At 70.3% G+C, this 25,662-nt stretch carries 25 protein-coding genes and 1 riboswitch; of the genes, 13 read left to right on the top strand and 12 right to left on the bottom strand.

The genetic code is table 11. The features are described 5' to 3' along the window. Positions 1-9: 9 nt before the first annotated feature. Positions 10-513, bottom strand: a complete 504-nt coding sequence (locus AB0G04_RS38505; RefSeq protein WP_360993726.1) for a GNAT family N-acetyltransferase — start codon at positions 511-513, stop codon at positions 10-12. A 114-nt stretch (positions 514-627) separates the two neighbouring features. Here AB0G04_RS38505 and AB0G04_RS38500 point away from each other — a divergent pair, with 114 nt between their 5' ends. Together AB0G04_RS38500 and AB0G04_RS38495 are read left to right on the top strand one after the other, a co-directional pair. Then, positions 628-1,605, top strand: coding sequence for a CPBP family intramembrane glutamic endopeptidase (locus AB0G04_RS38500; protein WP_360993724.1), 978 nt, complete (start codon positions 628-630; stop codon positions 1,603-1,605). Between the two features lie 110 nt (positions 1,606-1,715). Beyond that, positions 1,716-1,890, top strand: a riboswitch (cyclic di-AMP (ydaO/yuaA leader). Continuing rightward, positions 1,888-2,445: a transglycosylase family protein gene (locus AB0G04_RS38495; protein ID WP_360993721.1), complete on the top strand. Its 558-nt coding sequence runs from the start codon at positions 1,888-1,890 to the stop codon at positions 2,443-2,445. Its footprint overlaps the riboswitch before it by 3 nt. A 120-nt stretch (positions 2,446-2,565) precedes the next feature. Here the strand turns inward: AB0G04_RS38495 and AB0G04_RS38490 are convergent, their stop codons facing one another. Both AB0G04_RS38490 and AB0G04_RS38485 read right to left on the bottom strand, forming a co-directional pair. Further along, positions 2,566-3,993 (bottom strand): MFS transporter, encoded by a 1,428-nt coding sequence (locus AB0G04_RS38490; RefSeq protein ID WP_360993719.1) that lies wholly within the window; start codon positions 3,991-3,993, stop codon positions 2,566-2,568. A 69-nt stretch (positions 3,994-4,062) separates the two neighbouring features. After that, positions 4,063-4,551 (bottom strand): MarR family transcriptional regulator, encoded by a 489-nt coding sequence (locus AB0G04_RS38485; RefSeq protein WP_360993717.1) that lies wholly within the window; start codon positions 4,549-4,551, stop codon positions 4,063-4,065. Between the two features lie 601 nt (positions 4,552-5,152). Between AB0G04_RS38485 and AB0G04_RS38480 the strand changes: the two genes are divergently transcribed. The 3 genes from AB0G04_RS38480 (at position 5,153) to AB0G04_RS38470 (ending at position 8,965) form a co-directional block, all read left to right on the top strand. Then, a complete protein-coding gene (locus AB0G04_RS38480) occupies positions 5,153-5,722 on the top strand; it encodes a hypothetical protein (protein ID WP_360993714.1) in 570 nt (189 codons plus the stop codon). A 307-nt stretch (positions 5,723-6,029) separates the two neighbouring features. Beyond that, entirely contained in the window at positions 6,030-7,982 is a 1,953-nt protein-coding gene (locus AB0G04_RS38475; protein ID WP_360993711.1) for a cellulase family glycosylhydrolase, read from the top strand. Positions 7,983-8,275: 293 nt separating this feature from the next. Continuing rightward, positions 8,276-8,965 carry a CBS domain-containing protein gene (locus AB0G04_RS38470; protein ID WP_360993709.1) on the top strand — a complete coding sequence of 230 codons (690 nt, stop codon included), beginning with the start codon at positions 8,276-8,278 and terminating at the stop codon, positions 8,963-8,965. A gap of 56 nt (positions 8,966-9,021) precedes the next feature. Here the strand turns inward: AB0G04_RS38470 and AB0G04_RS38465 are convergent, their stop codons facing one another. Beyond that, the gene (locus AB0G04_RS38465; protein ID WP_360993706.1) at positions 9,022-9,993 is read right to left on the bottom strand and encodes a WYL domain-containing protein; all 972 of its coding nucleotides are present in this window, start codon (positions 9,991-9,993) and stop codon (positions 9,022-9,024) included. Positions 9,994-10,068: 75 nt separating this feature from the next. Between AB0G04_RS38465 and AB0G04_RS38460 the strand changes: the two genes are divergently transcribed. Next, positions 10,069-10,431 (top strand): VOC family protein, encoded by a 363-nt coding sequence (locus AB0G04_RS38460; protein WP_360993704.1) that lies wholly within the window; start codon positions 10,069-10,071, stop codon positions 10,429-10,431. Positions 10,432-10,596: 165 nt separating this feature from the next. On the opposite strand, the gene AB0G04_RS38455 is transcribed toward AB0G04_RS38460, so the two are convergent. Further along, positions 10,597-11,319 (bottom strand): dienelactone hydrolase family protein, encoded by a 723-nt coding sequence (locus AB0G04_RS38455; protein WP_360993702.1) that lies wholly within the window; start codon positions 11,317-11,319, stop codon positions 10,597-10,599. A 100-nt stretch (positions 11,320-11,419) separates the two neighbouring features. On the opposite strand from AB0G04_RS38455, the gene AB0G04_RS38450 reads away from it, so the two are divergent. Further along, a complete protein-coding gene (locus tag AB0G04_RS38450; RefSeq protein ID WP_360993699.1) occupies positions 11,420-12,187 on the top strand; it encodes a DUF4184 family protein in 768 nt (255 codons plus the stop codon). A gap of 186 nt (positions 12,188-12,373) precedes the next feature. Here the strand turns inward: AB0G04_RS38450 and AB0G04_RS38445 are convergent, their stop codons facing one another. Then, positions 12,374-13,441, bottom strand: a complete 1,068-nt coding sequence (locus AB0G04_RS38445; RefSeq protein WP_360993696.1) for a LacI family DNA-binding transcriptional regulator — start codon at positions 13,439-13,441, stop codon at positions 12,374-12,376. Between the two features lie 256 nt (positions 13,442-13,697). On the opposite strand from AB0G04_RS38445, the gene AB0G04_RS38440 reads away from it, so the two are divergent. Together AB0G04_RS38440 and AB0G04_RS38435 are read left to right on the top strand one after the other, a co-directional pair. Next, the gene (locus tag AB0G04_RS38440) at positions 13,698-14,582 is read left to right on the top strand and encodes an AbfB domain-containing protein (RefSeq protein WP_360993693.1); all 885 of its coding nucleotides are present in this window, start codon (positions 13,698-13,700) and stop codon (positions 14,580-14,582) included. 147 nt (positions 14,583-14,729) lie between these two features. Next, positions 14,730-15,383, top strand: a complete 654-nt coding sequence (locus AB0G04_RS38435; RefSeq protein ID WP_360993690.1) for a DivIVA domain-containing protein — start codon at positions 14,730-14,732, stop codon at positions 15,381-15,383. On the opposite strand, the gene sigJ is transcribed toward AB0G04_RS38435, so the two are convergent. Both sigJ and AB0G04_RS38425 read right to left on the bottom strand, forming a co-directional pair. After that, the gene (gene sigJ / locus AB0G04_RS38430) at positions 15,380-16,435 is read right to left on the bottom strand and encodes an RNA polymerase sigma factor SigJ (RefSeq protein ID WP_360993687.1); all 1,056 of its coding nucleotides are present in this window, start codon (positions 16,433-16,435) and stop codon (positions 15,380-15,382) included. The two genes, AB0G04_RS38435 and sigJ, sit on opposite strands and share 4 nt — an antisense overlap. Then, positions 16,432-16,905: a carboxymuconolactone decarboxylase family protein gene (locus AB0G04_RS38425; RefSeq protein WP_360993684.1), complete on the bottom strand. Its 474-nt coding sequence runs from the start codon at positions 16,903-16,905 to the stop codon at positions 16,432-16,434. Before AB0G04_RS38425 ends, sigJ begins: the two co-directional genes overlap by 4 nt. Positions 16,906-16,980: 75 nt before the next feature. Between AB0G04_RS38425 and AB0G04_RS38420 the strand changes: the two genes are divergently transcribed. The 3 genes from AB0G04_RS38420 (at position 16,981) to AB0G04_RS38410 (ending at position 19,052) form a co-directional block, all read left to right on the top strand. Beyond that, complete coding sequence (locus AB0G04_RS38420) at positions 16,981-17,460, top strand: 2'-5' RNA ligase family protein (protein WP_360993681.1); 480 nt, start codon at positions 16,981-16,983, stop codon at positions 17,458-17,460. 209 nt (positions 17,461-17,669) lie between these two features. Further along, the gene (locus AB0G04_RS38415; RefSeq protein ID WP_360993678.1) at positions 17,670-18,356 is read left to right on the top strand and encodes an Ltp family lipoprotein; all 687 of its coding nucleotides are present in this window, start codon (positions 17,670-17,672) and stop codon (positions 18,354-18,356) included. A gap of 162 nt (positions 18,357-18,518) precedes the next feature. After that, entirely contained in the window at positions 18,519-19,052 is a 534-nt protein-coding gene (locus AB0G04_RS38410; protein ID WP_360993675.1) for a DUF6817 domain-containing protein, read from the top strand. 16 nt (positions 19,053-19,068) lie between these two features. Here AB0G04_RS38410 and AB0G04_RS38405 read toward each other — a convergent pair whose 3' ends face one another. Both AB0G04_RS38405 and AB0G04_RS38400 read right to left on the bottom strand, forming a co-directional pair. Beyond that, entirely contained in the window at positions 19,069-20,316 is a 1,248-nt protein-coding gene (locus AB0G04_RS38405) for a spermidine/putrescine ABC transporter substrate-binding protein (protein WP_360993672.1), read from the bottom strand. A gap of 254 nt (positions 20,317-20,570) precedes the next feature. Next, entirely contained in the window at positions 20,571-21,392 is an 822-nt protein-coding gene (locus AB0G04_RS38400; RefSeq protein ID WP_360993670.1) for a hypothetical protein, read from the bottom strand. 79 nt (positions 21,393-21,471) lie between these two features. On the opposite strand from AB0G04_RS38400, the gene AB0G04_RS38395 reads away from it, so the two are divergent. Then, entirely contained in the window at positions 21,472-22,041 is a 570-nt protein-coding gene (locus AB0G04_RS38395) for a TetR/AcrR family transcriptional regulator (RefSeq protein ID WP_360993667.1), read from the top strand. Between the two features lie 3 nt (positions 22,042-22,044). Here the strand turns inward: AB0G04_RS38395 and AB0G04_RS38390 are convergent, their stop codons facing one another. Both AB0G04_RS38390 and AB0G04_RS38385 read right to left on the bottom strand, forming a co-directional pair. After that, complete coding sequence (locus tag AB0G04_RS38390; RefSeq protein WP_360993664.1) at positions 22,045-22,725, bottom strand: maleylpyruvate isomerase N-terminal domain-containing protein; 681 nt, start codon at positions 22,723-22,725, stop codon at positions 22,045-22,047. A 273-nt stretch (positions 22,726-22,998) separates the two neighbouring features. Then, on the bottom strand, positions 22,999-25,332 hold the full coding sequence (locus tag AB0G04_RS38385; RefSeq protein WP_360993661.1) for an ATP-binding protein: 2,334 nt from the start codon (positions 25,330-25,332) through the stop codon (positions 22,999-23,001). Positions 25,333-25,662: the final 330 nt, after the last annotated feature.

The raw sequence follows: 25,662 nt of genomic DNA, 5'->3' as shown, positions 1-25,662 counted from the left end.
GGACGGACCCTACGGCCGGAATTCCCGGACGACGTCGTCGCCGTCCCGCGCGACCTCGGCGAAACCGGCCTTCGTGGCGACCGCGGCCGAGGCGGCGTTGGCCGGATGGTGCCGGATGACGACGCGCTCGATGCCGGGCAGGGTCAGCGCGACGCGGGTCAGCACCCGCACGGCGGCGGTCGTAAGGCCGCGGCCGGTCCACGGGGTGCGCAGCCAGTAGCCGATCTCCAGCGCGCCCGGGCCGGGACGGGTCATCAGGCCGATCGAGCCGATCAGGTCACCGACCGAGGTGAAGATCGCGTAGTTGAACTCGGTGCCCTCCGCCCAGCTCGTCACCGAACGCTCGGTGTAGGACCGCGCCTCGGCAAGTCCGTAGTCGCCGGCCGCGAACGGCAGGAACGGCCGCAGTTCGGGTGCCGACTCCTGGACAGCCGCGGCGAGTTCGCCGGACCACTCCGGTTCCCAGCGCTTGAGGACGAGCTCACCGGCATTGATCATCTCGGGTGGTTCCATGATCGGCATTCTGCCCGCGGGTCAGGTGGCGGGCACGTCTATATCCGAGGTTAGGGATGCGTATCCGGCTGCGGCCAGATCCGCGCACGGCTGCCGGACACGAAAATTCTCCTCATGATGATTCCTCCACCGCCGGGCACCCCTTACCACCGGCTGGCCCGCACCGCCGGGCACCGCTGGTGGCGCACCGTGCTGGGCACCCTGTTCATCGTCCTCGGCGGATTCCTGGTGATGGTGGTCGGCTACGGGGTCTACACCGTCGCGGCGGAGATCGCCGGGCGCCCCGACGGGCCGGACGGCATGCCCGGTTTCGGCCCGCTGCCCGACCTGACCCTCGGATTCCTGTTGATCGCCGTGTTCCTGCCGTTCGCGCTCCTCGCGGCCCGCTGGATCCAGGAGCGGCCGGCCGGGACCCTGTCGTCGGTGGCGGGCCGGATCCGCTGGCGCTGGCTGATGATCTGCCTGCCGGTCGCCGCGGTCGCCATCGTGGTCTTCATCGCGGGCGGCACCGCGTTGTCGGTGATCACCGGTGGTGAGGATGCCGGACTGGACGATCCGCTCGCCGGCTGGGGCCCGTTCCTGATCTCGATGGCCGTCCTGCTCGTGGTCGTTCCCTTCCAGGCGGCGGCCGAGGAGTACGTGTGCCGCGGCTGGCTGCTGCAGGGGATCGGCGCGTGGTTGCGCAGCCCGTGGCTCCCGATCGTGGTGCAGGCGACGGTGTTCGCGGCCCTGCACGGGTGGGGCACTCCGTGGGGCTTCGCCGACCTGGTCGTCTTCGGCGTGGTGACCGGCTGGCTGACCGTCCGTACCGGCGGCCTGGAGGCGGCGATCGCGCTGCATGTGATGAACAACCTGATCGGCAGCGTGCTGTCGGCCGCTTTCGGTGACCTCTCTCTGGACGAGACGGCGGCCGACATGCCGTGGCAGGCGGTCGTCGTGGACGCACCGGTCCTGATCGGCTTCGCCGCCGTGATCCTCTGGCTGGCCCGCCGCCGCGATCTGCTCACCGCCACCCCGATCATTGCCCCGCTGAATACCCATTATTCAGATCAGAACGGAATAACCCCCGTTTCCGGCATTTCAGGGCGCTAACAAGATCAAAGCGGGCAAATACTGAGAAGAACGTCACTATCCGGGGTCCTTCGCTTGGTTACCCGCCCATCGACGTGGTTACCGTCGGGCCGTCCCGCGACGCGGGCACTGTGGACGGACCGCCGAATCCTGCCGCCGCCCACAGACGCAATCGGACGGCAGGAGCGGGGGACCCAATCTCCACGGCGCGAGTGTGACGCGCCTCGGGGTCAAGCCGTGTGAACGGCCGGGCCATTTCCAGCCCGAACCCGACAGCTCACCTCGCAGGCGTGGAGGAAATCCATGTCTCGGATCGGTAGTGGACGAGTGCGCCTCGCCCTGGTTCTGGCCACGGCCTCGGTAACCGGAGCAGGCATCCTGCTCGCCCCCGCAAGCCCCGCCCAGGCGGCCCGCCAGGTCAACTGGGACGTCGTCGCCAAGTGCGAGTCGGGCGGCCGCTGGCACATCAACACCGGCAACGGGTACTACGGCGGCCTGCAGTTCAGCCGCAGCACGTGGAAGTCCAACGGCGGCGGCAGATACGCGCCCACCGCCGACAAGGCCACCAAGGCCGAGCAGATCGCCATCGCGAACAAGCTCTACGCCAAGCGTGGCCTGAAGCCGTGGCCGACCTGCGGGAAGAAGGCCGGGGTCTACAAGAGGACGAGCACCGCGGCCAAGAAGAAGGCCACCCCGTCCAAGGCCAGTGGCCGGACCTACGTGATCCGCTCCGGGGACACCCTCGCCGGCATCGCCAGGAAGTACAAGGTCAAGGGCGGCTGGCGTACGCTCTACGCGCTGAACTCCGACCGTCTCAAGAGCCCCGGCCTGATCTTCGCGGGCCAGCGCATCCGCCTCTGACTCCGGTCCTGATCGCCGGGTGATCGGTATGCTCGCCGACCGATCCGGCCAGACCCCAGCGCGGTATCCCGGACGGGAAGACGGCGCTGAGTTCTGGCCGGACGGTGGGCGGGCGCCGTCTCAGGCCGCTGTGGAGGGAGCGCCGGCGGATGCGGGTACCGCGGCGCCAGGCCCCCGCCGCAGGACGAGGACGCTGACCAGCAGGGCGGCGGCCAGCAGACCCGCCGACGTGGTGAAGGCGAGCCGGTAGCCCCCGGTCAGGGCCGCGGCCGAGGAGTGGCCCGCTGCCAGCAGGTTCTCGGTGCGGGAGGCGGCCAGTGTGGACAGCACCGCGACGCCGATCGCCATGCCGACCTGCTGTGTGGTGCTGAACAGCCCGGAAGCGAGGCCGGCGTCGCTCTCCCGGGCGCCGGACATGCCGAGCGTCGCGAGCGCCGGCAGCACCAGGCCGCCGCCGGAGATCAGCAGCATCACCGGGAGCAGGTCGGTGACGTACCCGGCCCGCACCGGGATGCGGCTGAGCAGCACCATCGCGGCGATGAGCAGCGTCAGGCCGGTGAGCAGAACGGTCCGGGCGCCGAACCGGGCACTCAGCCGGGCCGACACGAACAGCGAGACCGTGCCGATGCCGACCGCGGCCGGGAGCATCGCGAGGCCGGTCTCGAGGGCGCCGTAGCCGAGCACCTTCTGCATGTGCAGGGCCACCAGAACCTGGAACGCGAACATGGCCGACAGCGACAGCATCTGGGCGATGTTGGCGCCGGCCACGTTACGGGAGCGCAGGATGCGCAGCGGCATCAGCGGCTGCGCGGCGGTCGCCTGACGGGCCACGAATCCGGCGAGCAGGGCCAGCGACACCGCGCCGAGGCCGAGGGTGTGCGCCGCCGTCCAGCCGTACTGCTCGACCTTGACGATCGTGTAGATCCCGAGCATCAACCCGGACGTGACCAGTGCCGCGCCGATCACATCGGCGCCTCCGGACAGCCCGGCTCCGCGGTCGCGAGGCAGGGCGCGCAGCGCCAGGGCGATGGTGGCGACCCCGATCGGCACGTTGATGAAGAAGATCCACGGCCAGCTGAGCAGATCGGTGAGCACGCCGCCGAGGACCTGCCCGATCGACGCCCCGGCGGCGCCGGTGAAGCTGAAGATCGCGATTGCCTTGCCCCGCTCGCCCGGTTCGGTGAAGAGCGTGACCAGGATGCCGAGGACCACGGCGGACGCCATGGCGCTGCCGACCCCCTGCAGGAACCGGGCGGCGATCAGCATGCCCGGACCGGTGGCCAGCCCGGCGAGCAGCGAGGCGGCGGTGAAGACCACGATCCCGGCCAGAAACATCGCGCGGCGGCCGACCAGGTCACCCAGCCGTCCGGCGAGCAGCAGCAGTCCGCCGAACGGGATGAGGTACGCGTTCACCATCCAGCTCAGCCCGGCGGGGGAGAAGCCCACGTCCTGCTGGATGGCGGGCATCGCCACGGTGACGATGCTGCCGTCGAGAACGGTCATCAGCCCGGCGGCGGACAGTACGCCGAGTGCGGTCCAGCGTCGCATGGAGCCTCCCCATGAGTTCATGGGAAGGACCCTAGCAGATAGTTTTGTTGTAGACGATCCTCGACGGACCTACCTGGCGCGCTCCCGGGCCCGCCGCGCCGGCTGCGCGTTCTCCACGGGTGCGGCCAGATGACCGGTGGCCAGCCTGTTCAGCGCCCGGACCAGAATGTCGCGCTCCTCCTGCGGAACCGACCGCAGCGCATCACGGTGCACACCGTCGACGATCTCCTGACTGCGCCGCGCGATTGCCGCACCCGCCTCGGTCACCGCGATGATCCGCGCCCGCCGGTCCGTCGCCGACGGCCGCCGCTCGGCATAGCCCGCCTTCTCCAGCGCGTCGACCGTCACCACCATGGTCGTCTTGTCCATGTCGCCGAGCTCGGCCAGCTGGATCTGCGTCCGCTCCTCCTCCAGCGCATGCACCAGAACGCAGTGCATCCGCGCCGTCAGGCCCACCACGGCCAGCGCCGCCGTCATCCGCGAACGAAGCACGTGGCTGGTGTGATCAAGCAGGAACGACAGGTCCGTCTCGGTCCGGGTGGGCGCCATCGCGGTCATGATCCCAGCGTAGCCGCGGTAGTTCCGCGACAGATAATCCACTTCCTTCGGTACGGGCCACCACCGGCCCGACCGCATCAGCGCGTTACGTGCCATCGCTCGAACGCAGGCGATCCGTCCCGGCCGCCGACCGCCCGCCGGGCCGAATGCGTCCGTCCCGCCGACCACCCGCCGACCCGAATGCGTCCGACCAGCCGGCGGCCCGGGTGGGTCCGGCCAGCCGCCGACCCCGGTGCGTTCGTTCCGCCGGGCGTTCGCTGGCCCGGATGCGTTCGTCTCACCGGCCGCCCGTCGGCCGGAGTGCGTCGTGGGCCTGCCGGCGGTACCTGACGGCGGTTGTCCAGCCCGCGACGACTGCTCTCGGTACGGCCGGCGGGTCGGCGGTGACCGGGGATTCAGCCCGTGCGGCGCGCTGGTGGGCCGGAGTGGCGCCCGCGTCGCGTTGTGGTCCGGAACTGTCCCGATTCGGCGGTGCCGGGTGGCCCGTACCGAAGGAAGATTTGAACCAGGTGTGGATCATGCACGTTCTCCCTGTTGAGAGGGGGTCGGCATGGATGGCGGGGGAGTGGTGCCGGGCGGGCGCGGCCGGTGGGATCGATGGTTGTATCTGGTTTCAGGGGTGCTGCTCGCAGGGGTTGCCGTCGTGCTGGAGTCGGACCCCCTGGATGCCGGCCGGCAGGTCTCCGCGGTCGCGGTGGCGCAGGAGCCGGTGGAGCTGGTGATGAACGACCTGCATCCCTGGATAGGTGAGACGGCCGGCCCGGGCAGCCGTGGATATGTCGGGCATGCCGGTGTGCCGGAGGACGGTTCGGTGACGTTGCTGTGGCACGGGCCGGCGGACGAGGTGCAGCGTCGGATCCTGGACCGGGCACGTGCGGCCGGGATGGTGATGCGGGTGGAGCAGCGTCGTTACGGGCGTCCGCAGTTGGAGCGTGCCGGGCGGGCGATTCTCGGCAGCGCCGGGAACGGGGTGTTCGCCGGGTTCAGCATCTTCGAGGTCGCGCCGGTGAGCGCCCGTTTCGACGGCGTGGTGGTCACCGGGACTCTGGTGCGGGAGCCGGAAGAGGTGCCGGTCGAGGCGGAGGCAGCCCTGGAGTCGGCGGCAGCCGCCGAGTTCGGTGTGGCGGTCGACGTGGAGAGCGTCATGTTCCTGCCGGCGGACGGCGGCTGACCTAGCCGGCGACCGCCCAGCGGCCACTGAGAAGCAGCAAGCCAGCCTCCTAGGATGCTTAACGGGATGTGTGGTCGCCGGGCTGCCACGCCTGGACGTATGCCATCGCCGGCGGTCAAATCGCCGCACGGGCATGCCGGCGGGTGGCGCCGTGGCGAGCGCCGCCGATCAAGGCGAATGCGAACTCGGCAGAAGCTGGAAGAACTCGCGTTCGAAAAGTCTTGCTTCCTGTTTCGACGAGATTAAATACTGTCGATGGGAGCGCTCCCAGATTTTGATCATGCCCGTGTCCTCGTGGGGAGTTCGAGTGTTTGCCAAACCCAAACGCAGGGTTGTCGCCGCCGTCCTCGGCGCTGCCCTGGCGGTCACCGGTGGCGCCGCAGCGGCCGTCACCGTGGCGCCCGGCGTATCCGCCGCCGCCGCCGCGCCGGCCACCGACTGGCTGCACGTGTCCGGCAACCAGATCGTCGATGCCGCCGGCAATCCGGTGTGGCTGACCGGCGCCAACTGGTTCGGCTTCAACGCCACGGAACGGGTGTTCCACGGGTTGTGGTCGGCCAACATCACCCAGGTCACCGCCGCGATGGCACAGCGCGGCATCAACATCGTGCGGGTGCCGATCTCCACCCAGCTGCTGCTGGAATGGAAGGCCGGCCAGGCCACGGTGCCGAGCGTGAACACCTACGCCAACCCGGAACTGACCGGGATGAACAGCCTGCAGATCTTCGAGTACTGGCTGCAGCTGTGCGAGCGTTACGGCGTCAAGGTGCTGCTCGACGTGCACTCGGCGGAGGCTGACAACTCCGGGCACATCCACCCTGTCTGGTACAAGGGAACGGTCACGCCGGAGCTCTACTACCAGGCCTGGGAATGGGCGGCGACCCGGTGGAAGACCAACGACACGGTCGTCGCCTTCGACCTGAAGAACGAGCCGCACGGTACGCCCAACGACACCGCCCGGGCCAAGTGGGACAACTCCACGGACATCGACAACTGGAAGCACACCGCTGAGACGGCCGCCAAGCGCATCCTGGCGATCAACCCGGAGGTGCTGATCCTGGTCGAGGGCAACGAGATCTACCCGCGGGAGGGCGAGACCTGGAACTCGCCGAACACCGACCCGGACCGGTCGCCGAACTACTACTACAACTGGTGGGGCGGCAACCTGCGCGGCGCCAAGGACCACCCGATCAACCTGGGTGCCCATCAGGACCAGCTTGTCTACTCCCCGCACGACTACGGGCCGCTGGTGTTCAACCAGCCGTGGTTCGACAAGCCGTTCGACAAGGCCAGCCTGACCGATGACGTGTGGCGGCCGAACTGGTTCTACCTGCACGAGAACGGCACCGCGCCGCTGCTGATCGGCGAGTGGGGCGGGCGGCTCGGTCAGGACGAACGCCAGGACCGCTGGATGACGGCGCTGCGTGACCTGATCGTCGAGCACCGGCTGCACCAGACGTTCTGGGTGCTGAACCCGAACTCCGGCGACACCGGTGGCCTGCTGCTGGACGACTGGAAGACCTGGGACGAGCAGAAGTACGCGCTGCTCAAGCCGGCGCTGTGGCAGCATGCCGGCAAGTTCGTCGGCCTCGACCACCAGGTTCCGCTGGGCGGCGACGGCAGCACGACCGGGATCAGCCTGGGCCAGCGGTACGGCGACGGCGGTTCGGAGGGCGACAGCACCGCGCCGAGCGCGCCCGGTCAGCCCGCCGCCGGAACGATCACCGCCAACAGTGTGGCGCTGACCTGGGCCGCCGCCACCGACAACGTCGGCGTGACGGCGTACGAGGTGCTGCGCAACGGGACCGTGATCGCCACCGTCTCGTCGGCGTCCTACACGGCCACCGGGCTGGCGGCGTCCATGGCGTACACGTTCAGTGTCCGTGCCCGTGACGCCGCCGGGAACGTCTCCGCAGCGTCGGCGGGCCGCAGCGTCACCACCAGTGCCGGCGGCGGCAACGGTGATCAGGGTTGCACCGCCACCTACAAGACCCTGACGTCGTGGTCCGGTGGGTTCCAGGGCGAGGTGACGGTACGCAACACCGGCACCGCCGCCGGCAATGCGTGGACGGTGAACTGGACCTACCCGGCCGGTACCACCATCGGCTCCCTCTGGAACGGCGTGGTCGGCACCCCCGCGGTGACGGTCCGCAACGCCGCCCACAACGGGGCGCTCGCGGCCGGTGGCTCGACCACGTTCGGGTTCGTCGGCAACGGCGCGGCTGCCACGCCCGCGCCGATCAGCTGCTCCCTGTCCTGACCACTTCGCCGGTGCGGTGACCGATCCTGGTCACCGCACCGGCGGCCGGTGTCCGGAGGGAGCCGTGATGAGCATGTCCTTCGTCCCGGCCACGTGAGCCGAGGCACCGGAGATCCGCGAGCGTCTCGCCCGCCGGCCGGCGCAGATGGTGCTGCGGGTCGGCTACGGGCCCCGTCAACGGCGCGCCGCGACGTCCGGCAGCCGATCGTTGCGAAGGCCCCGCCGGCCCGGGTAGTTCGGCTCTGACGGCCGGGACCGGCCCCCGCCTAGCGTAGAGAGCGGAGGTAAGAGCGATGAAGACTTGGCATGTGAACGACGTCATGACCCCGGACGTTGTCTGCGTCGGGCCGGACACTCCCTACCGGGACGTGGTCGACCTGCTCATCGGCCGGCGCATCAACGCCGTACCCGTCATCGACGACGATCGCCGGGTCATCGGGGTGGTGTCCGAGTCCGACCTGCTCCGTAAAGTCGAGTTCGCCGGTGAGGGCGAGCCCCGCTGGTTCGAGCGGCGGCGCCGCGGACAGCAACACAAGGCCGCCGCACGTACTGCCGGGGAGCTGATGACGTCGCCGGCGATCACCCTGACACCCATGGCCGCCGTGCGGACCGCGGCGCGTCTGCTGGACGAGTCCGGGGTCAAGCAGTTGCCGATCGTGGACACGCTCGGCCGGTTGGCCGGCATCGTGACCCGTAGTGATCTTCTCAAGGAGCATTTGCGCTCCGACGACGCGGTCCACGCCGACGTGCGGGCTGCCGTCCACGAGGTCGTGATCGCCGAGAACTCCCCGGCTGTCCGGATCGCGGTCGACCGTGGTGTCGTCACCCTGGCGGGTCAGGTCGACCGCTGGTCGACGAAGGTGCTGCTCGCCCGCCGGGTGGCTCTGGTTCCCGGCGTGGTGGTGGCGGTGGTCGACGAGGTCGTCTTCGACTTCGACGACCACCGGCTCGTGGAGCCGGGCCCGGCGCTCTTCGTCGCCTGAGCGGCGACGGCGATCAGCCGTCCCTGAGGGTCGTGGGCGGTGCGGCGGCGTACCGATCAGGAATAGAGGTTTGCCATTTCCTGGACGCTGGTGCGCATCATCTCGCGCAGCTCGGGCGGGCCGAGGACCTCGACGTCGGCGCCGAGCCGCAGGAATTCGGCGTGGGCGTGCCGGACCGATTCGGTGGGGAGGGTGACGGTGGTCCAGCCGTCCGGGCCGGGTTCGCCGACGGCGTCGCGGACGTTGCGGGCCATGGCGCGGGTCATCAGGTACGGGATCCGGTCGAGGCCGGCGGGGGAGAGCCGGACGGTGGCCTCGTCGCGGTGCAGCCGGCGTTCGAAGTCGGCGGCCCATTGGTTCCAGGCGGCGGCGAGGTCGAAGCCTTCCGGCCGTTCGAACGTCTCGTCGAGCACGGTGATGTCGAGGATGGTCGCGACCCGATAGGTGCGGATCTCCTCGCTGACGCGTGCCAGGAAGTACCAGACGCCGGCCTTGAGGACGATTCCGAGCGGTTCGATCTCGCGTTCTACCTCACGCGGTTGCCGCCACCGCAGGTAGCGCATCCGGGCCCGCCGCCGGTTCCATACCGCCGCCGCCAGTGCGGCGAGGTGCGGGTGGGTCTCGGTCTCTCGGAACCAGCCGGCCGCGTCGAGGTGGAATCGGTCGCGGATCTCGTCGGCGTGCCGGGCCAGGCGGGCGGGGAGTGCGGCCCGCAGTTTGAGTTCTGCGGTGGTGAGCACGGCGCCGAGGCCGAGTTCGGCGGCCGCGTCCGGGATTCCGGCGAGGAAGATGGTGCCGGCTTCCTGTGGGGTGAGCCCGGTCAGCCGAGTCCGGTAGCCGTCGACCAGCTGGTATCCGCCCTGGGGGCCGAGGTCGGCGTAGACGGGGACACCGGCCGCGCCGAGTGCCTCGATGTCGCGGTAGACGGTCCGTACCGACACTTCCAGTTCGGTGGCTATCTGCTGGGCGGTGAGCCGCCCGCGGTCCTGCAGCAGGAGGACCACGGACAGAAGACGGCTGGCACGCATTCGCCAAAGACTGCCACAGGATGTCAGTCATGGCTGGCAGGGTCAGGGGCGACGACGACGTTAAGGAGCACCACCATGGCACTCGCCCGTTATGTCGGTTTCTCTCTCGACTGTGACGACCCGGTCGCGCTTGCGGACTTCTACACCCGGTTGCTCGGGATGGAGGTCAGCTACACCAGCGACGAGTTCGTCTACCTGGGCGGGCCCGGCAACGGCCTCGGTTTCGTGAAGGTGGAGAAGTACGTGCCACCGACCTGGCCCGGCGCCGACGTGCCCAAGCAGGCGCACGTGGAGCTGGGCGTCGACGACCTGGACGCCGGTGAGGCGGCGATCCTCGCCATCGGCGCCACCAAGGCGGAACACCAGCCGCAGCCTGATCGCTGGCGGGTCCTGCTCGACCCGGCCGGTCACCCGTTCTGCATCTCCGCGTCGGTCTGACCCGGAGGTCCGGCCCGGACCGCATACTCCGGCGCCCGCACCGGTGTCACCGGTCCGGCACGCGGTGGCCGCCGCCTCGGTGGTCGCCGCGGACCGGCTGGCCGGCGGCACGGTGCGGGAGGCGGACGTGGATCCGCCGCGGCAGCGGGGACGGGTGACGCCGGGTCAGGTTTCGCGGAAGAAGGCGACCGCCTCGAGCAGCGCCCGATCGGTCAGCGCCGGGTCGTGCCGCGGGCCCACATCACGCATGAACGCGTGCTCGCCGCCGGTGTAGACGTGCAACTCGAGGTCGGTCAGCCCGGCCGCGTACAGCCGGCGCAGGATGCCGAGCCGGGCGTCGGCCGGGACGTGCGGGTCTTGGCTACCGAAAACGATCAGCAGCCGGCCCTGGATCTCGGCTGCCCGGTCCAGGGAGCCGGCGTCCGCGTCGGCGCCCAGCGCCCCGTTGTGCAGGCCGGTCGGGTAGAAGCAGGCCGTCGCCGTCACCCGTGGATCGAACGCCGCCCGGAACGCCAGATGCCCGCCGATGCAGAATCCGGTCACGAATACGTCCGTGACGTCCGGCCGGGAAAACAGATAGTTCAGCACCGTCGCGCGGTCCGCGTCGAACGAGGCCGTCGTGGTGGCGGCCGCACCCGCCAGCCCCCGCTGCTTCCCCTCGTCGTCGAACTCCAGCGCCACCCCGGCCAGCGGCCCGTGCGGATAGATCTCCGGCACGACCACCACGAAACCGTCAGCCGCCAGCCGCCGGGCCGTCCGCAGCGTCGACTCGGTCAGCTGAAAGATGTCCGTGTAGAGCAGCAGCCCTGGGCACTCACGGTCATCGGCCGGCCTCAGCACGATCGTCCGGATCGTGCCCGCCCGGACCTCTTCCTCACGCAATTTCATGATCAGCACCATATCCGTGCTGGTGGAGCCTTTCCACCGAGGCGAGTTCATCGGCACCCGGCGGCCGCTCGACTGGCGGTGCCCGGCTACCGTGCGGGCGGTGCCGAGTACCTTTCCGACTCACCCCGCCGGGATCCTGCCGCTCAAACTGTGGCGGCCACGCTGGTTCGACGGCGTCGCGCTGGTTCTGGGAGCCGCGTCGCCGGACATCGCGTACCTCGTCGACGGCAGCGGCCTGCCGGTCTGGCCGCTCTCGCACCAGCTGCACGGTCTGATCATTTTCTGCCTGCCGGTCACGCTGCTCGGCTGCTTCCTGGTGCGCCGGGCAGCTCCCGCCGTTGCCGCGCACCTGCCGGCCGGAGGGCCGTTCGCGTTGGGCGACTACGGGGCGCTGCGTGAATCGGGGCACGCGTGGTGGATCACGGTCACGTCCGCGGTCATCGGTGCGGCCAGCCACCTGCTGCTCGACGGGCTGGAAGCCTGGTTTCCGGCGATCGAGTACCCGGCGCACCTGGTGGGCCTGGTCGCCATGACGGCACTGGCCGCGGTGATCGGACGGCGGCGCCTGGTGCACCGCTGGCACGGCCCGCCGCCGCGGATCGCCCGGCAGCCGGTCCGGTTCTGGTCCGTCGCGGTCGCGGCGGCCCTGCCCGGGCTCGCGGTGGTCCCGTTCCTCCCGGCCGCCTTCCTTCCCCACACCACGGGGGTACGGGTACTGACCGCGCTCGCCGTGGGCCTGCTCGCCGCCGCGGCGGCTACCGGTCGCGCCGCCCCGCAACCTCCCACCGTGCCCGCCGCCGGTCCGCCCGCTGCCGGTCCGCCCGCTGCCGGTCCGCCCGCTGCCGGTCCGCCCGCCGGCCGTACCTGAGGCGGGTGATCACGCCGGTGTTCGGTGTCTCAGCCACGGCGTGCGGGCGTCCGGCGGCGTGGCCGGCTTGAGCCGCTCCACGTTGATCGTGAACGGGGAGTACCAGCGGCCGCCCTCCTCCGAGCCGGCTTCCTGGCGATGCGGATGTCGATGACCACGGCGCGGGCGCAGGGTGTCCGGGTGTGGTCAGCGATCCGCGGTGTGGCCGGCGGTGTGGGGGCGCAGCTCTCCGGAGCCACGGCGGATCAGGGTGGTCGGGATCCAGTGCTCGGCCGGTGGGGCGGTGTCGCCGTCGATCCGGTGGAACAGCGCCTGTGCGGCGGTGCGGCCCATCATGACCGGGTCCTGGGCCACCACGGTGACGGCCGGTTCAAGCAGGTCGGCCAGCGGGAAGTCGTCGAAGCCGACCAGGGCCACGGTGCGGTGCAGCCCGAGCCGGCGCAGGGCGCGCACCGCTCCGACGGTGACCAGGTTCTGGGCGGTGAACAGGGCGGTCGGCGGGTCCGGGCGGTGGAACAGCCCTGTCACGCAGCTCTCCACCAGGGTCTCGCTGTGCAGGTCGGCGACGATCAGCCGGTCGTCGGGTGCGATACCGGCGGCACGCAGCCCGGCCAGGTAGCCGTCGCGGCGCAGCCGGGCCGTGGGGATCCGGGCGTCGTCACTGAGGCAGGCGATGCGGCGGTGTCCGTGTTCGATCAGATGGCGGGTGGCTTCGGTGGCCCCGATGACGTTGGTGGCGAGAACGGCGTCGCCGGGGAATCCGACGCCCGGCCGGTCCACGAACACGACCGGGGTGTCGACGCGCAACTCGGTCGCCAGGTAGCTCTGATCCGGGCTGACCGGCACCATGATCAGGCCGTCGGCGCGGCGCATGGTGATGCTGCGGGCCAGCTCGCGTTCGCGTGCCGAGCATTCGTCGAGGCTGCCGGTGATCACGTGCACGCCGCGGGTCCGTGCCTCGTTCTCCACGGTCCGGTGCAGTGCGGCCGAGAAGGGATTGCCGACGTCGGTGAGGAGCAGGGCGATCATCTCGGTACGGCGGTCGCTGCGCCGCAGCGTGCTCGCGCCGATGTCGGGGCTGTAGTTCAGCAGCTTGATCGCGCTCTGCACCTGGGCGACGAGCACCGGGGAGACGTTCTCCTCACCGTTGACGACCCGGGACACCGTCTTGAGACTGACGCGGGCCACGCGGGCGACGTCGTTCATCGTGGGGCGGCCGCGTCCACGGCTTCCGGATGTCCGTTCGGTGGGCACGCCGCTCCTCTCGTTCGCGGTCACAGCTTAGACAGCACGCATGACCCGGACAACGATGTCAGCCATTGTCAGCCCTGGTGAATCGGGCGATTCGACGCTGTTGTGCCGCGGTTTCCGTGGGCTTTTGGTCAGGCAATAAACCTTCTAGAAACATTCGGTTGACAAGTCCGCGAGTGCTCGAGTTCACTCCCGTGACAACGTTGTCACCACCCCTCCCCGCTAACTCCCCAGCCCCCGACCAGGAGCCGCAGATCCGATGACGGAGGCCGACAACTCCGAGACGCAGCGCGTCGGTGTATGGATCCCGCCGTACGCGCACGGCGCGACGGAGCACACCCACTCCTCCACCCCGGGGAGGCCGCGCCGCCTCCCCGGTGCACCGCCGGTGGCCCCCGCACCGGGCGGGTCCGGGGCCGGCGTACCCCGCAGCCCGCTGCTGGCGCTCGTCGCGGCGACCGCCTTCGCGGTGCTCTGCTACGGCATCGTGGCGGTCACCATGCTCGACCCCGGGTCGCCGCTACCGGCGCCGCAGTTCCGGCCCGTCCCGCCCGGGCAGGCACTGGGTCCGGCGTCGCCGCCGGTGTCCGTGCTCCCGGAGTCACCGAGCGGCCCCGCCGTGGCGACCTCGGGCGTGCGCAAGGTCCGTGGCGATCGCGTCGGGCAGGCCGGCACGGCCGCCGCCGCGCCGAGCCGGGCCGCGTCGTCGTCCCCGCCGTTCGACCCGGCGTTCACCCCCGGACGGACCGTTGGTATCGGGCCGGTCGACCGGCCCGGGCAGCGGATCCGCAACCGCGACTTCGTGGCCCGCGTCGAGGACGTCAGCGCGGCCGGTGGGACGGACGCCCGCTTCACGGTCCGGCGGGGACTGGCCGTAGCCTCGTGCGTCTCGTTCGAGTCGGTGAGCCATCCCGGCTTCTACCTGCGGCACCGCAATTTCGTGCTGCTGCTGGAGCGAGCCGAGACCGGTGCCCTGTATCTGCACGACGCCACGTTCTGCCCGGTACCGGTCGGTGGCGCCGGGTTCGCGCTGCGGTCGGTGAACTATCCGGACCACCACCTGGCCCGCTCCGGCGATGCGGTGCGGCTCCTGCAGGCAACGCCGGCCCAGGCGACCGCGTTCCGTGCGGTGGCGCCGAACTGATCCGCCGGGCCGCCACGACGAGGGCCCGGCTCGTCCCACGACCACCGGCGGGTTCGTGCCGATGCGGACCCGTCCGCGCGGTGCGCCCCGGCTGTCCGGCGGGTCCGCTCCCCACGTGGCCCCGGTTCGAACGAAACGGAAAGACATATGCCCCTCACCCCGGCGGACATCAAGAGCATCGAGTTCCGCACACCGCCGCAGGGCGTCCGCGGCTACGACCAGGAGGAGGTCGATGCCTTCCTCGAACGGGCCGGACGCGAGCTGACCAGGCTGAACGGACAGAACCGGGCGCTGCGCGAGCGGCTCCGGCAGTCCGCCGCCACACCGGAACACGAACTCGCCGCCGCCGCGGCGGACCTGGAACGGCTCCGCGCCGAGCAGGCGCGGGCCGAGGAGCAGGCCCGTGCGGCGGCGGCCGAACTCGAACGGGCCCGCGACGCCCGGCGGGCGCCCGCCGGCGATGGCCGGCGTTCCTCCGACAGCGGGGAAGGGGTGCTCGCGGTGGCCCGGCGGACCGCCGACGACTACCTGCGCACCGCCGAGGAGGAGGCCGCGAATCTGCTGGCGGCCGCCCGCGACAAGGCCGCACAGGTGACCAGTGAGGCGGAGCTGCGGGCCGCCACCATCGACAGCGACGCCCGGCACCGGCACGCCGAGGCCGTGAGCGCGCTCGACGATTTGCGGGCTGCAGCCCTCGCCGAGATCGACCGGCTCGGCGAACTGGTCCGGGACCGGCGCGGGGACCTTCACGACCGGCTCGCCCGGCGCCTCAGCGAACTGATCGACGCCGGGCGCACCTAGGTGTTCCGGTCCTCAGCCATCGCATCCGCCCCGGCGCTCGCGTGGTGGCCCGGTGCGGCAGCCACGTCGCGTGGACCGGACGGGACGGCACCGGTTGCGGTCGAGGGCTGTTCCGTCCGTACCGCATGGTCGGGTTGTCTGCGGAGCCCGAGATCAGAGACCGGACCGAGGTGGCCGAGTTTGTCGGGGTTGACCACCGACCGCGCCACCTGCACCATGCCGTCGGCGAGATCCAGCGACATCACCGCCACCACCCGGTCGCCGGGGTCCCGGAAGACCGCACCCGGCTGACCATTCACCCAGGCCGGGCGCATCGTGACGCCGATACGCCGGAAGCGGCGGAAGAGACCGGCGAACAGCCGGGCCACCGCCAGCCGGCCCGCCGGTGGGGTCGCGAGCGCCTGTGCCTTGCCGCCACCGTCGCCGATCAGCACCACGTCGGGCGCCAGCAGCTCCAGCAGCACGTCGATGTCGCCGCCGGCCGCGGCCGTGAAGAACCGGTCGGCGAGTGCGGCGGCCTCGGCCCGGCGCGTCCGGGCGCCGGTCCCGGCCGGGCTTGTACGGACACGCTGCCGGGAACGGGCGAAGATCTGCCGGCAGTTGGCCTCCGACCGGCCGACCAGCCCGGCGATCTCCGGATAGCCGTAGCCGAACACCTCACGCAGCATGAACACGGCCCGCTCGACCGGTGACAGCGCCTCCAGCATCACCAGGAAAGCCATCGACAGCGAATCGGCCAGTTCGGCGTGTTCGGCCGGGCCCGGTGCACCGGCCGGCACCACCACCGGCTCGGGGAGCCAGGCACCGACGTACGTCTCCCGGCGCACCCGGGCCGATCCCAGGTGATTGATGCCGAGCCGGGTCACCGCCGTGGTCAGGTACGCCTTCACATTCGACACGGCGGTACCCGACCGGCGTGCCTTGACCAGGCCGAGCATGGCGTCCTGCACGATGTCCTCGGCGTCGCCGACCGAGCCCGTCATGCCGTAGGCGATGGAGAACAGCAGCGGCCGGTAACCGGCCGCCGCCGTCGTCTCGTCGGTCGGGGTCACGCGAACTGACCCGGCTGGTACCAGCCGGCCGGCTGCTGCGCCATCACGTTGATCCGGTTGAACGCGTTGATGGTCGCGATCGTCGCCACCAGAGCGACCAGCTGATTCTCGTCGAAGTGCTTCGCCGCGTTCGCCCACACATCGTCGGGCACCCCGCCCGCCGCGTCCGCGATCCGGGTGCCCTGCTCGGCGAGTTCCAGCGCGGCCCGCTCCGCGTCGGTGAACACCGTCGCCTCCCGCCACGCCGCCACCAGATGCAGGCGCTGCGCCGTCTCACCGGCGTGGGCGGCGTCCTTCGTGTGCATGTCGACGCAGAATCCGCAGCCGTTGATCTGGCTCGCCCGCAGCAGCACCAGCTCCCGTGTCGACTCGGGCAGGCCGGCGTCACGCACCGCCTTCCCGGCCGCGGTGAAGTGCTTCAGGATCTTGGTGGCGATCGGGTTGCCGAACAGGTCGAGGCGAGCTTCCATGACGGACTCCTTCGTCGTGTTTCGTTGTTCGCCCTCTTGGACAGATCACCCTCGCCATCTGTGACAGTGGGAGACGTGACCGTGCTCACCGTGGAGTTGCTGCTGGACGACGACCTGGAGGCCGCGGTCCGTGATCTGTGGGAATCGCTGCACGCCGCCGGACTGCGCAGCCTCGCCACGCACCGACACCCCACCAACCGGCCGCATGTCACGCTCGTCGCCGCCGCCTCGCTGGCGGGACTGCCGGAACTGGACCTGCCGGTGCCGATCGCTCTGGGACCGGTTCGCCTGCTCGGGCGGGCGCTGGTCCGGCCGATCGAGTCGCCCCGGTTGCGCGCGCTGCACGAGCGGGTCTGGCGGGCGGTCGGCTCGGTCAATCCGCTGCACGCCCCGGCCGCCTGGGTGCCGCACGTCAGCCTGGCCCTCAACCTGCCGGACGCGCAGCGAGCCGACGCTCTGGCGCTGCTGGCGGGCCTGCCGCCCCGGACGGGACATGGTGTCGCCGCGCGCTCCTACGACACCGTCGCCCGTACCGTTCGTGAGCTGCAGCCGTGACCGCCCCGTGCCTTGATCCAGACTGGCTCCGCCGTCAGCGGCAAGGACACTCCGATTTTCGGTCCGGTCGTGCCCCCTCGCAGGCACCGCGCTGACACGGAGGGCGGATTGATTCGCCGGCTGTGGCGTTTACCCTGTTGACGGCCCGTTTCAACGGTGGGTCCGGAAGCGCTGCCGCAGAGCCGGCCCACACACGAGGAGATTTGTTGATGTCTGTTCCCCCGTACCCCGCCCCTCCGGCGCCGAAGAGCCCGATGGGCCCGCACAAGAAGGCCGGTCTGGTCAGCGGCGGCCTCTTCGCCGGTCTGGTCGTCATCGGCCTCGCCATGGGCGGAGGCGGCGGGACTCCCGTCACGGCACCCGTCGCGGCGGGCGCCACGAACACCGAGTCGACGGGTGCGCCGGACCAGGCGTCGATCGACAAGCTCCAGACGTGCATCGACATGACCGCCGGGAACCGCGCGTACGACCCGGCGCTGTGGGACACCGAACTGTGCGGTGAGTACAAGGGCAGTCTCGGTTCGGCCGGGCAGCCGACCACCGCGCCTGCCGCCGCACCAACCACCGAGGCCGCCGCAGAGCCGACTGCGGAGCCCACCAAGAAGCTGACCGTCGCCCAGGAGAACGCCGTCGAGAAGGCCGCCAGCTACCTGGAGTACTCCGGCTTCTCCCGGACCGGGCTGATCAAGCAGCTCAAGTTCGAGGGCTTCTCCACCAAGGACGCCACCTTCGGGGTCGACGCGCAGAAGGCGAACTGGAACGAGCAGGCCGTCCGGAAGGCGGAGGACTACCTGGAGTACAGCTCGTTCTCCCGTTCCGGGCTGATCACTCAGCTCAAGTTCGAGGGCTTCACCACCAAGCAGGCCGAATACGGCGTCAAGAAGGCCGGGCTGTAGTCCCGGGGACCCGCCGTGACCGCGCCGATCCCCACCTGAGACGCGGGTCACGGCCGGTTCCTTCCGGCGGTACGCCGGGCCCGGCCGTCCCGTCACACCGAGGCAGATGCCGTTGACCCGGGGGTTGTGGCGGATCGTTGATCTTGGTCGTACATTCGGTCCATGAGCGTCGATGCGGAAGTTCGGGCGTGGCTGCGCGAACGTGGCACCGAGACCGTCAAGCATCCGGGCGGCACCCTCTACGCCCATCTGTGCCGGGTTCAGCAGCGCCTGGCGGCGCTCGGCCACGACCAGCACGTCCAGTTCGCCGGGCTGACGCATGCGGCGTACGGCACCGACGGGTTCGACCTGGCACTGCTCTTCTGGCGGGACCGCGAGACGCTGCGCGACCTGATCGGGCCGCACGCCGAGGAGCTGGTCTATCTGTACGCCGCGTGCGACCGCGACCGGTCCTGGCCCGATCTGGCGGCCACGCACCAGATCACCGACCGTTTCACCGGCGCGGTCGTCCGGCTCGCCGACTGGCAGCTGACCCCGTTCGTCGACCTGTCGACCGTCAACGAGCTCGACGTGCTGGAACACGACCCGGCCCGGCTGGACCAGCACCGCGCCTACTTCACCGGCCTGTTCACGGCGTGGTCGCCGATCACCTCACCGGCCGTGGCCACCGAGATCCGGCGCCTGCTCACCCACTGAGGCCCTCGGCGTCGGCTCAGCTCAGAGTGATCGGCTCGAAGAGCGCGGCGAAGTCCTTCTGCTCCTCGGCGGTGTCGAAGCCCACGTAGTAGTGCAGCTTCTCGTAGTCGGTGTCGCTCGGGAAGACCAGTGAGCTGGCGGCCACCTGCTCCAGGGCTTCGCGGTCGGCACCGGACAGCGCGGCGGCGTCCTTGCGGATCCGGGCACGGGCGGCCGGAACCGGGGAGACGTAGTTGATGTAGCCGGCGAGCGAGGCGGCGTTCTCCACCTCGTAGAAGAAGTCGATCAGCATGAGGGCGTCGACCGGGTTGGCCGCGGTGACCGGGATGGCGAGGTTGTCCGTCCAGATCGTGCCGCCCTCCTGCGGGACCACGAACTTCAGGTTCGTACCCTCGCTCAGGTTCTTCTGGAAGATGTCACCCGACCAAGCCTGCGAGATCCAGATCTCGCCCTTGCCGAGGGCGTCGAGGTAGTCCTGCTCGTAGTAGTTGCGGACCAGCCCGGCGTCCTTCTGCTGCTGAAGCCTGGCGGCGGCCTTGCGCCACTCGGCCTCGCCGGAGCCGGCCGGGTCGAAGCCGGCCGCGAGCAGCCCGAAGTTCGCCAGTTCGGAGACGTCGGACATCATGCCGACCTTGCCCTTGAACGCCGGATCCCACAGGTCGGCAAGCTTCGTGATCGGCCGTTTCACCTTGGCCGGGTCGTAGGCGATGCCGGTGATGCCGGACGCCCACGGCACGCTGAACACGTTCGCCGGGTCGAAAGACTCCCGCGTGTACTTCTCCGCGGCGTTCGCGGCGAAGTTCGGCAGCCGCGAATGGTCGAGCGGGGCCAGGAAACCGGCCGCCCGGAACTGGCCGAACTGGATCCCGTTGGTGATCACCATGAGGTCGAAGCCGATCGGCTCCTTGGCCGACAGCTGCGGCTGCACCTTGGCGAACCACGGGCCCATCTCCTGGATGACCTCCTGGTAGTGCACCTCGATCCCGGTGCGCTCGGTGAACTTCGCGAGCTCCGGCTTCGACGGGTCCATGTACAGCGGCCAGTTCGCGAAGTCGATCCGGCCGTTGCGCACCTTGCCGTCCCAGAACGACGCCAGCGAGGACGCCGGGACCTCCCGCGGCCGGCCCTGGCCCGGCACCCCGCACGCGGCGAGGGCGGCGCCGAGCACGGACAGCCCACCGGCCCGGAGCGCGTCGCGGCGGCCGAGGCGTCGCTGGGTGAGGCCGCGGAGCACGGTCGGGTCGGTGGCGGTGCGGTGGAACATCGGTCTCCGATCAGGTGCCGCGCCCGGGTTCCCCGGCGATGCGGATGTCGATCACCACGCTAGGGCGATCCGCGTCTTTCTCCCATCGGCGGTCCGGCCCGGCGCCGCGACCGGGCGTCGCGGCTTCCCGGCCACCCGGTTGATCATGAACATCACATTGACTTCGCCGGTACGGGTCATCCGCGCGAAGAACCCGGTGTGCGGCGAGTCGCGGGACGGGCCGCCGTCGAGCCGGTGACTGTCGGGAAGCCGGTTCAGAACCCGAAGAAATCGGCGATCGTACGGGCGGCGTGCAGGTCGGTCGCGGTGCGTCCCATCAGTGCCGGGGACGGCTTCGGCCCCGGGATGGTGTGGCCGCCGCCGTGCACGGTGTAAAGGGTCACCGGGGCGCGCCCGTCCTGCCGGTGATCGGTGCGGCTGACCGTCGTGCGGGTCCCGTCGCCGGACGGCAGCTCGGTGGTGACCGGGGCGGCGGTGATGCCGTTACGGCGCGCGAAGTAGGCGGCCGTCTCCGGCGCGGACAGCATGCCACCGCCGACCCGGAACACGGCACGCGCCCAGGCGGCCATCTCGCCACCGCCGTACGGCACGATCCGATCCTTGGTGCCATGGATCAGCAGCACCGGCTTCGGAACCACGGGCAGCCCGGGCGTGAGGAAATTGTCCGGGGCCGGCTGCTGGGCCGCGATGACGGCGCCGCCGGCGATCAGGTCGGGTCGCTCGTGCAGCAGGCGGATCACCATGCCGCCGCCGTTGGAGTAGCCGGCCGCGAAGGTCTCCCGGCCGTCGGCGACCCGTTTGACGACGGCCTCGGTGAACGCCACGTCGTCGATGCCCTGCGTGCGGGCCGGGAATCGGCTGGCCTTGCGGGCGTCGTTCCAGTTGCCGCGAAATCCGTCGAGGTAGGCGACCGCGGTACCGGCCGGCCGGTCGAAGGCGTTGCCGGTGAAGGCGCGGAACACGCCGGCGTTCTGGGTGGAGCCGTGAAAGACCAGCAGCAGACGGTCGTAGTCGCCGTCCTCCGGGGTGACGAGCGTGTACGTGCGGGTACGGCCGGCCACGTCGATGGTCTCCATGGAACGCCTCCTTGAAACGGATGAGCTATCCACTTCAACGTAACATGATGTGGATGAGCTATCCGGTTATGCTCGTCACGTGACCGTCACCCCGCTGCGCAAGGACGCGGCCCGCAACTGGCAGCACATCGTCGACACCGCCCGGCAGTTCGTGAACGACGGGACACCGCTGCGGCTCAACGACGTCGCCCGTGCGGCATCCATCGGCGTCGCCACCGTCTACCGGCATTTCCCCACCCCGGAAGCGCTGCTGGAGACCCTCGCCCGGCCGTCCCTCGAACAACTCGCGGACGCCGCCGACCGGGCCCTCGCCGGCAACGACCCGTGGGAGGCGTTCGCCGGGTACCTGGCCGCCGGCATCGGCGTACAACTGGCCGACGCCTCGGTCCAGCCGGTCTATGCGGCCGCCGGCCACGCTCTCCCGGAAACGGCCGAACTCGTGAATCGCCTGAACACCGTCAGCGCGCTGCTGCTCGACCGGGCGCGGTCCGCGGGTGCGGTCAGCCCCGGCCTGACACCGGAGGACGTGGTACGGCTGATGTGCGGGGTGGTCTTCGCCGGCACCGTCCACGCGACGCCGGAGGAACGTCCCCCGCTCACCCGGCGGTACCTGGAGATCGTCCTGGCCGGTCTCCGGCGAGACAGCTAGGCCTCAGGCGAGAACGGGCAGCCGCCGGGTGAACGCCGGCGCCTCCGCGCACTGTGCGGCGTCGGCACGGACCCGGCCCGCGCCGAGGAGCACGATCACGTCGTCGGGCCAGGACCCGGGCACATCGGTGCCGGCCAGATCCTCGACGGTCCGACGGGCCAGCCGCAGCGCAGCCGGCGCCGGCGGCGGCAGCTCCAGGTCGCGGCCCAGGTCCAGGTGATGGACGGCGAGTTCCACCGCCCACGTGGCCAGGAAGTCACCGGTCGCCAGCACATGCCCCTGGAAGCGCACCGAGCCGGGTTCCAGACGGGACGCGGCGGCCCGTACGCCCTCGACCGTCGGGAGGAGGTGCCGCACCGCACCGGCGGGCCGGCGGTACGCCGCGCCGAGAAGCCGGACGAACCGCAGACCGGCCATCTCGTCCTCGTCGCCGGCATCGGCCCGAGACCTCGCACGCCAGTAGTCGCTCGCATCGGTGTCGGCCTGCTCGCCGGTGACACTCACCAGACCGAGAAGCATCTCCTGCAGTGCGAGATGAACGTGCACGACCACGTCTCCCACGGTCCAGCCGGTGCATCGGCTGGCCGCCATGAGTTCACGGTCATCGAGACTCGCGGCGCACCGGGCGAAACCGTCGAGCCCCGCAAGGAAACCCGACAGCCCGTGATCGTGGCTGATCCGCATATCCGTCCTCGCTCGAGATCATCGGGTGGCTAGTGCGTCCGGCGGGAGCGTTTCCAGCAGGACGACCTTGTCTGCCACGTTGCCAGTCCTCGATCGAGGTGCCGGGAACGCACAGGCCTTCAGATCGGCGTTGAAAGCGACCCGGACGTCGTCCCACAGCAGATCAGGCGGCATCGCGCCATTGTCGTACGGCGAGCCCTGACCCGTGGGGGCGGCCGCCGACGGAAGACCCGCGGGCGGGGCGGAGCCGGGTGGGCCGGTTCGGCATCGCCCTCACTGGTTGACGAAGAAGCCATCGGCACGCCGGCTCTCGGTTCGGTGGAGGCGGATGCGGATGTAGTCGAGGAGCTCCTTGCTGGTGAAGGGCTTCTCGATGATGGTCACGCCTTCGGGGAGGGTGCCGTTCTCCGCGAGAACGGGTTCGGCGTAGCCGGACATGTAGAGCACCGGGATGCCGGGCCGGAGTGCCTCGACGCGGGCGGCGACCTGGTTGCCGGTCATCTCCGGCATGATCACGTCGGTGAGCAGCAGGTCGATGGGGCCGGGATGGGTCTGGGCGAGGTGGATCGCCTGTTCACCGCCGCTGGCAGTGAGAACGTGATAACCGGCGCGGGTGAGGATGCGGCCGGTGATGACTCTCAGGTCGCCCTCGTCCTCGACCATCAGGATGGTCTCGTGCGGCGGTATGCCGATGACCGGTTCGAGGTTCTTGTCGGGGTCGGAGGTGTCGGTGTCCGCGGGAGTGTCGACAGCGGGCAGCGTGACGGTGACGGTGGTGCCGATGCCGTTCTCGGAGTAGAGGCTCACGTCGCCGCCGGCTGCGGCGACGATGCCGTGCACGGTGGCGAGTCCCAGGCCGGTGCCGGAGCCCTTGGGTTTGGTGGTGTAGAAGGGCTCGAAGGCGCGTTCGATGACTTCGGCTGGCATGCCGCTGCCGGTGTCGCTGACCCGTACGCGTACGTAGCGTCCGGCCTGCAGGGGCGAGCCGTCGCTGACGTCGTGATCGCTGCGCTCGGTGTTGCTGGTCTCGATGGCCAGAGTGCCGCCGCCGGGCATGGCGTCACGGGCGTTGACCACCAGATTGAGCAGGATCTGCTCGAGTTGACCGACATCGGCGTGAGTGGGCCACAGCTGCGGGTCCAGCTTGGTGACCAGATGGATGTGTTCGCCGATGGTGCGGCGCAGCATGGGCTCGATGTCGCCGATGACGTGGTTGAGATCGAGGGTCTCGGCCTGGATGATGTCGCGGCGGCCGAAGGCGAGCAGCTGTTTGGTCAGCCGGGTGGCGCGCTCGGCGGCACGGCTGATCTGGCCGATGTCTTGACGCGCGTCGGCCAGGTCCTGCGGGTCCGGTACCGGCGAGTCGAGCGTCTCGGAGATCATCTCTGCGTAGTTGCTGATCACCGCCAGAATGTTGTTGAAGTCGTGAGCGACCCCACCAGCTAGCTGGCCGAGACTTTCCAGGCGGCGGGTGTTCAGCTGCTGTTCCTCCCGTGCATGGGCGTGGAGGATCTGCTGTTCCTGTTGTTGCAGGGTGGTCAGCATGGCGTTGATGGTCCGGCCGAGCGCGGCGATGTGGCCCCCGCCGGCGGCGGGCACGCGCAGGCTCAGGTCACCGGATTTCATGATCCGCTCGGTGGTGTGCAGTAGTGGGCCGATCTGCACCTGAACGCTGCTGCGTACCAGCAGGATCATCAGCACGACGATCACGATGGTGAATCCCGCAGCGGCCAGCAACACCATGCGCAGGGTGGTGGAGGCCATCTCGCGCATGGGCCGGTCCCGGACGGCGTGCAGGCTGACGATCTGCCCGTCGACCCCGGTGACGGTGGCGTGCGCGGTCATGGCGTGGTCGGCGAGAGCGGTGTTGACCGTCATGGGCCCGAGCAGGGTGGGTAGTTCGCCGTGGGCCACCTGGGCGCGGCCGGGGTCCGAGTTGAGATACACCCGGGCGTCGGCTGCCTCGGACAGTGTGGTGAGCAGAGCGTCGTTGACCGGCTTCAACATGATCAGGCCGCCGTTGCTGCTGCCCCTGCCGTCGGTGTGGTGGGCGGGGAATCCGCAGTACAGGTGTGGTGCCTGGGCGATGGCAACCAGGCCGCACGACGGTGTTCCCGGGGCTGCGTCGGGTTGCCACATGCGTTGCATGACTTGCGGGTCGGGGAACTGGCCCGGCTGACGCTGGTAGAGGCCCTCGACGACCAGGCCGCCGCCGCGGATCTGCCCCGCCCGGTTCACCGCGATCAGCCCGGCGAAGTGGTAGGCACCGCCGATCAGGTGCGGCGGGAAGTTCGTCAGAGCCATGGCGGGGTCGCCGGTGCGGATGACGTCGACGGCGCCGGTCCACACCGAGTTGGTGATCCCGAAGTCGATCAGCCGTTGGGCCTGGGCGTTCAACGCCGCTTGCAACCCGGTTGCCTGCCGGACGGCATCACGGTGTTCGACCTTGTCGAAGTGGCTGCTGGTCAGCGTCCACAGCGGCAGGAACGTCACCATCGCGGCCACCAGCACACTGGCGCTGATCAGCACATGCCGGCGCATCTTCTTGTTGCGTAACAGTCCCGTCGGCTCCGCTGAGCCGGCCGAGGTCACCGTGTCAACCATCATGAACCTCTCAGTGCCCCGGTGCGGCATACGGTGCCGGACCGGTGGCCAGCAGGGCCCCAGTACCTCCAGATGTTGCCACTGTCGCGGGCCTGATCGGCCCTGGTCAGCGGCGATTGGCTGCTCGGGGCCGAACCGGCGCCGCGCGACCGGCCTCGGTCAGGGTCGCCGGCGTCGGTCAGGGTCGACCACGAGACGCCGATCGGCGGTGGCCGACTCACGGCTGATCCCACTGCAACCCGATCTCAGTGCGGTTCGCGCTAATTCCATCGGCAGCAATCGCACGCTGCTGAGCGATGCCTCTCCGCGAGACCATTGACCGACCGAGCCGCG

The organism is Actinoplanes sp. NPDC023801 (assembly GCF_040639655.1).
Classification (GTDB): domain Bacteria; phylum Actinomycetota; class Actinomycetes; order Mycobacteriales; family Micromonosporaceae; genus Actinoplanes.
Note: the sequence above shows the minus strand (reverse complement) of the source record. Positions and strands in the feature narration are given on the sequence as shown.

Coding starts and splice junctions, on each gene's coding strand:
- AB0G04_RS38505 (WP_360993726.1), bottom strand. CDS start 513: ATGGAACCACCCGAGATGATCAATGCCGGTGAGCTCGTCCTCAAGCGC.
- AB0G04_RS38500 (WP_360993724.1), top strand. CDS start 628: ATGATGATTCCTCCACCGCCGGGCACCCCTTACCACCGGCTGGCCCGC.
- AB0G04_RS38495 (WP_360993721.1), top strand. CDS start 1,888: ATGTCTCGGATCGGTAGTGGACGAGTGCGCCTCGCCCTGGTTCTGGCC.
- AB0G04_RS38490 (WP_360993719.1), bottom strand. CDS start 3,993: ATGCGACGCTGGACCGCACTCGGCGTACTGTCCGCCGCCGGGCTGATG.
- AB0G04_RS38485 (WP_360993717.1), bottom strand. CDS start 4,551: ATGACCGCGATGGCGCCCACCCGGACCGAGACGGACCTGTCGTTCCTG.
- AB0G04_RS38470 (WP_360993709.1), top strand. CDS start 8,276: ATGAAGACTTGGCATGTGAACGACGTCATGACCCCGGACGTTGTCTGC.
- AB0G04_RS38465 (WP_360993706.1), bottom strand. CDS start 9,993: ATGCGTGCCAGCCGTCTTCTGTCCGTGGTCCTCCTGCTGCAGGACCGC.
- AB0G04_RS38460 (WP_360993704.1), top strand. CDS start 10,069: ATGGCACTCGCCCGTTATGTCGGTTTCTCTCTCGACTGTGACGACCCG.
- AB0G04_RS38455 (WP_360993702.1), bottom strand. CDS start 11,319: ATGAAATTGCGTGAGGAAGAGGTCCGGGCGGGCACGATCCGGACGATC.
- AB0G04_RS38440 (WP_360993693.1), top strand. CDS start 13,698: ATGACGGAGGCCGACAACTCCGAGACGCAGCGCGTCGGTGTATGGATC.
- AB0G04_RS38435 (WP_360993690.1), top strand. CDS start 14,730: ATGCCCCTCACCCCGGCGGACATCAAGAGCATCGAGTTCCGCACACCG.
- AB0G04_RS38425 (WP_360993684.1), bottom strand. CDS start 16,905: ATGGAAGCTCGCCTCGACCTGTTCGGCAACCCGATCGCCACCAAGATC.
- AB0G04_RS38415 (WP_360993678.1), top strand. CDS start 17,670: ATGTCTGTTCCCCCGTACCCCGCCCCTCCGGCGCCGAAGAGCCCGATG.
- AB0G04_RS38410 (WP_360993675.1), top strand. CDS start 18,519: ATGAGCGTCGATGCGGAAGTTCGGGCGTGGCTGCGCGAACGTGGCACC.
- AB0G04_RS38405 (WP_360993672.1), bottom strand. CDS start 20,316: ATGTTCCACCGCACCGCCACCGACCCGACCGTGCTCCGCGGCCTCACC.
- AB0G04_RS38400 (WP_360993670.1), bottom strand. CDS start 21,392: ATGGAGACCATCGACGTGGCCGGCCGTACCCGCACGTACACGCTCGTC.
- AB0G04_RS38390 (WP_360993664.1), bottom strand. CDS start 22,725: ATGCGGATCAGCCACGATCACGGGCTGTCGGGTTTCCTTGCGGGGCTC.
- AB0G04_RS38385 (WP_360993661.1), bottom strand. CDS start 25,332: ATGATGGTTGACACGGTGACCTCGGCCGGCTCAGCGGAGCCGACGGGA.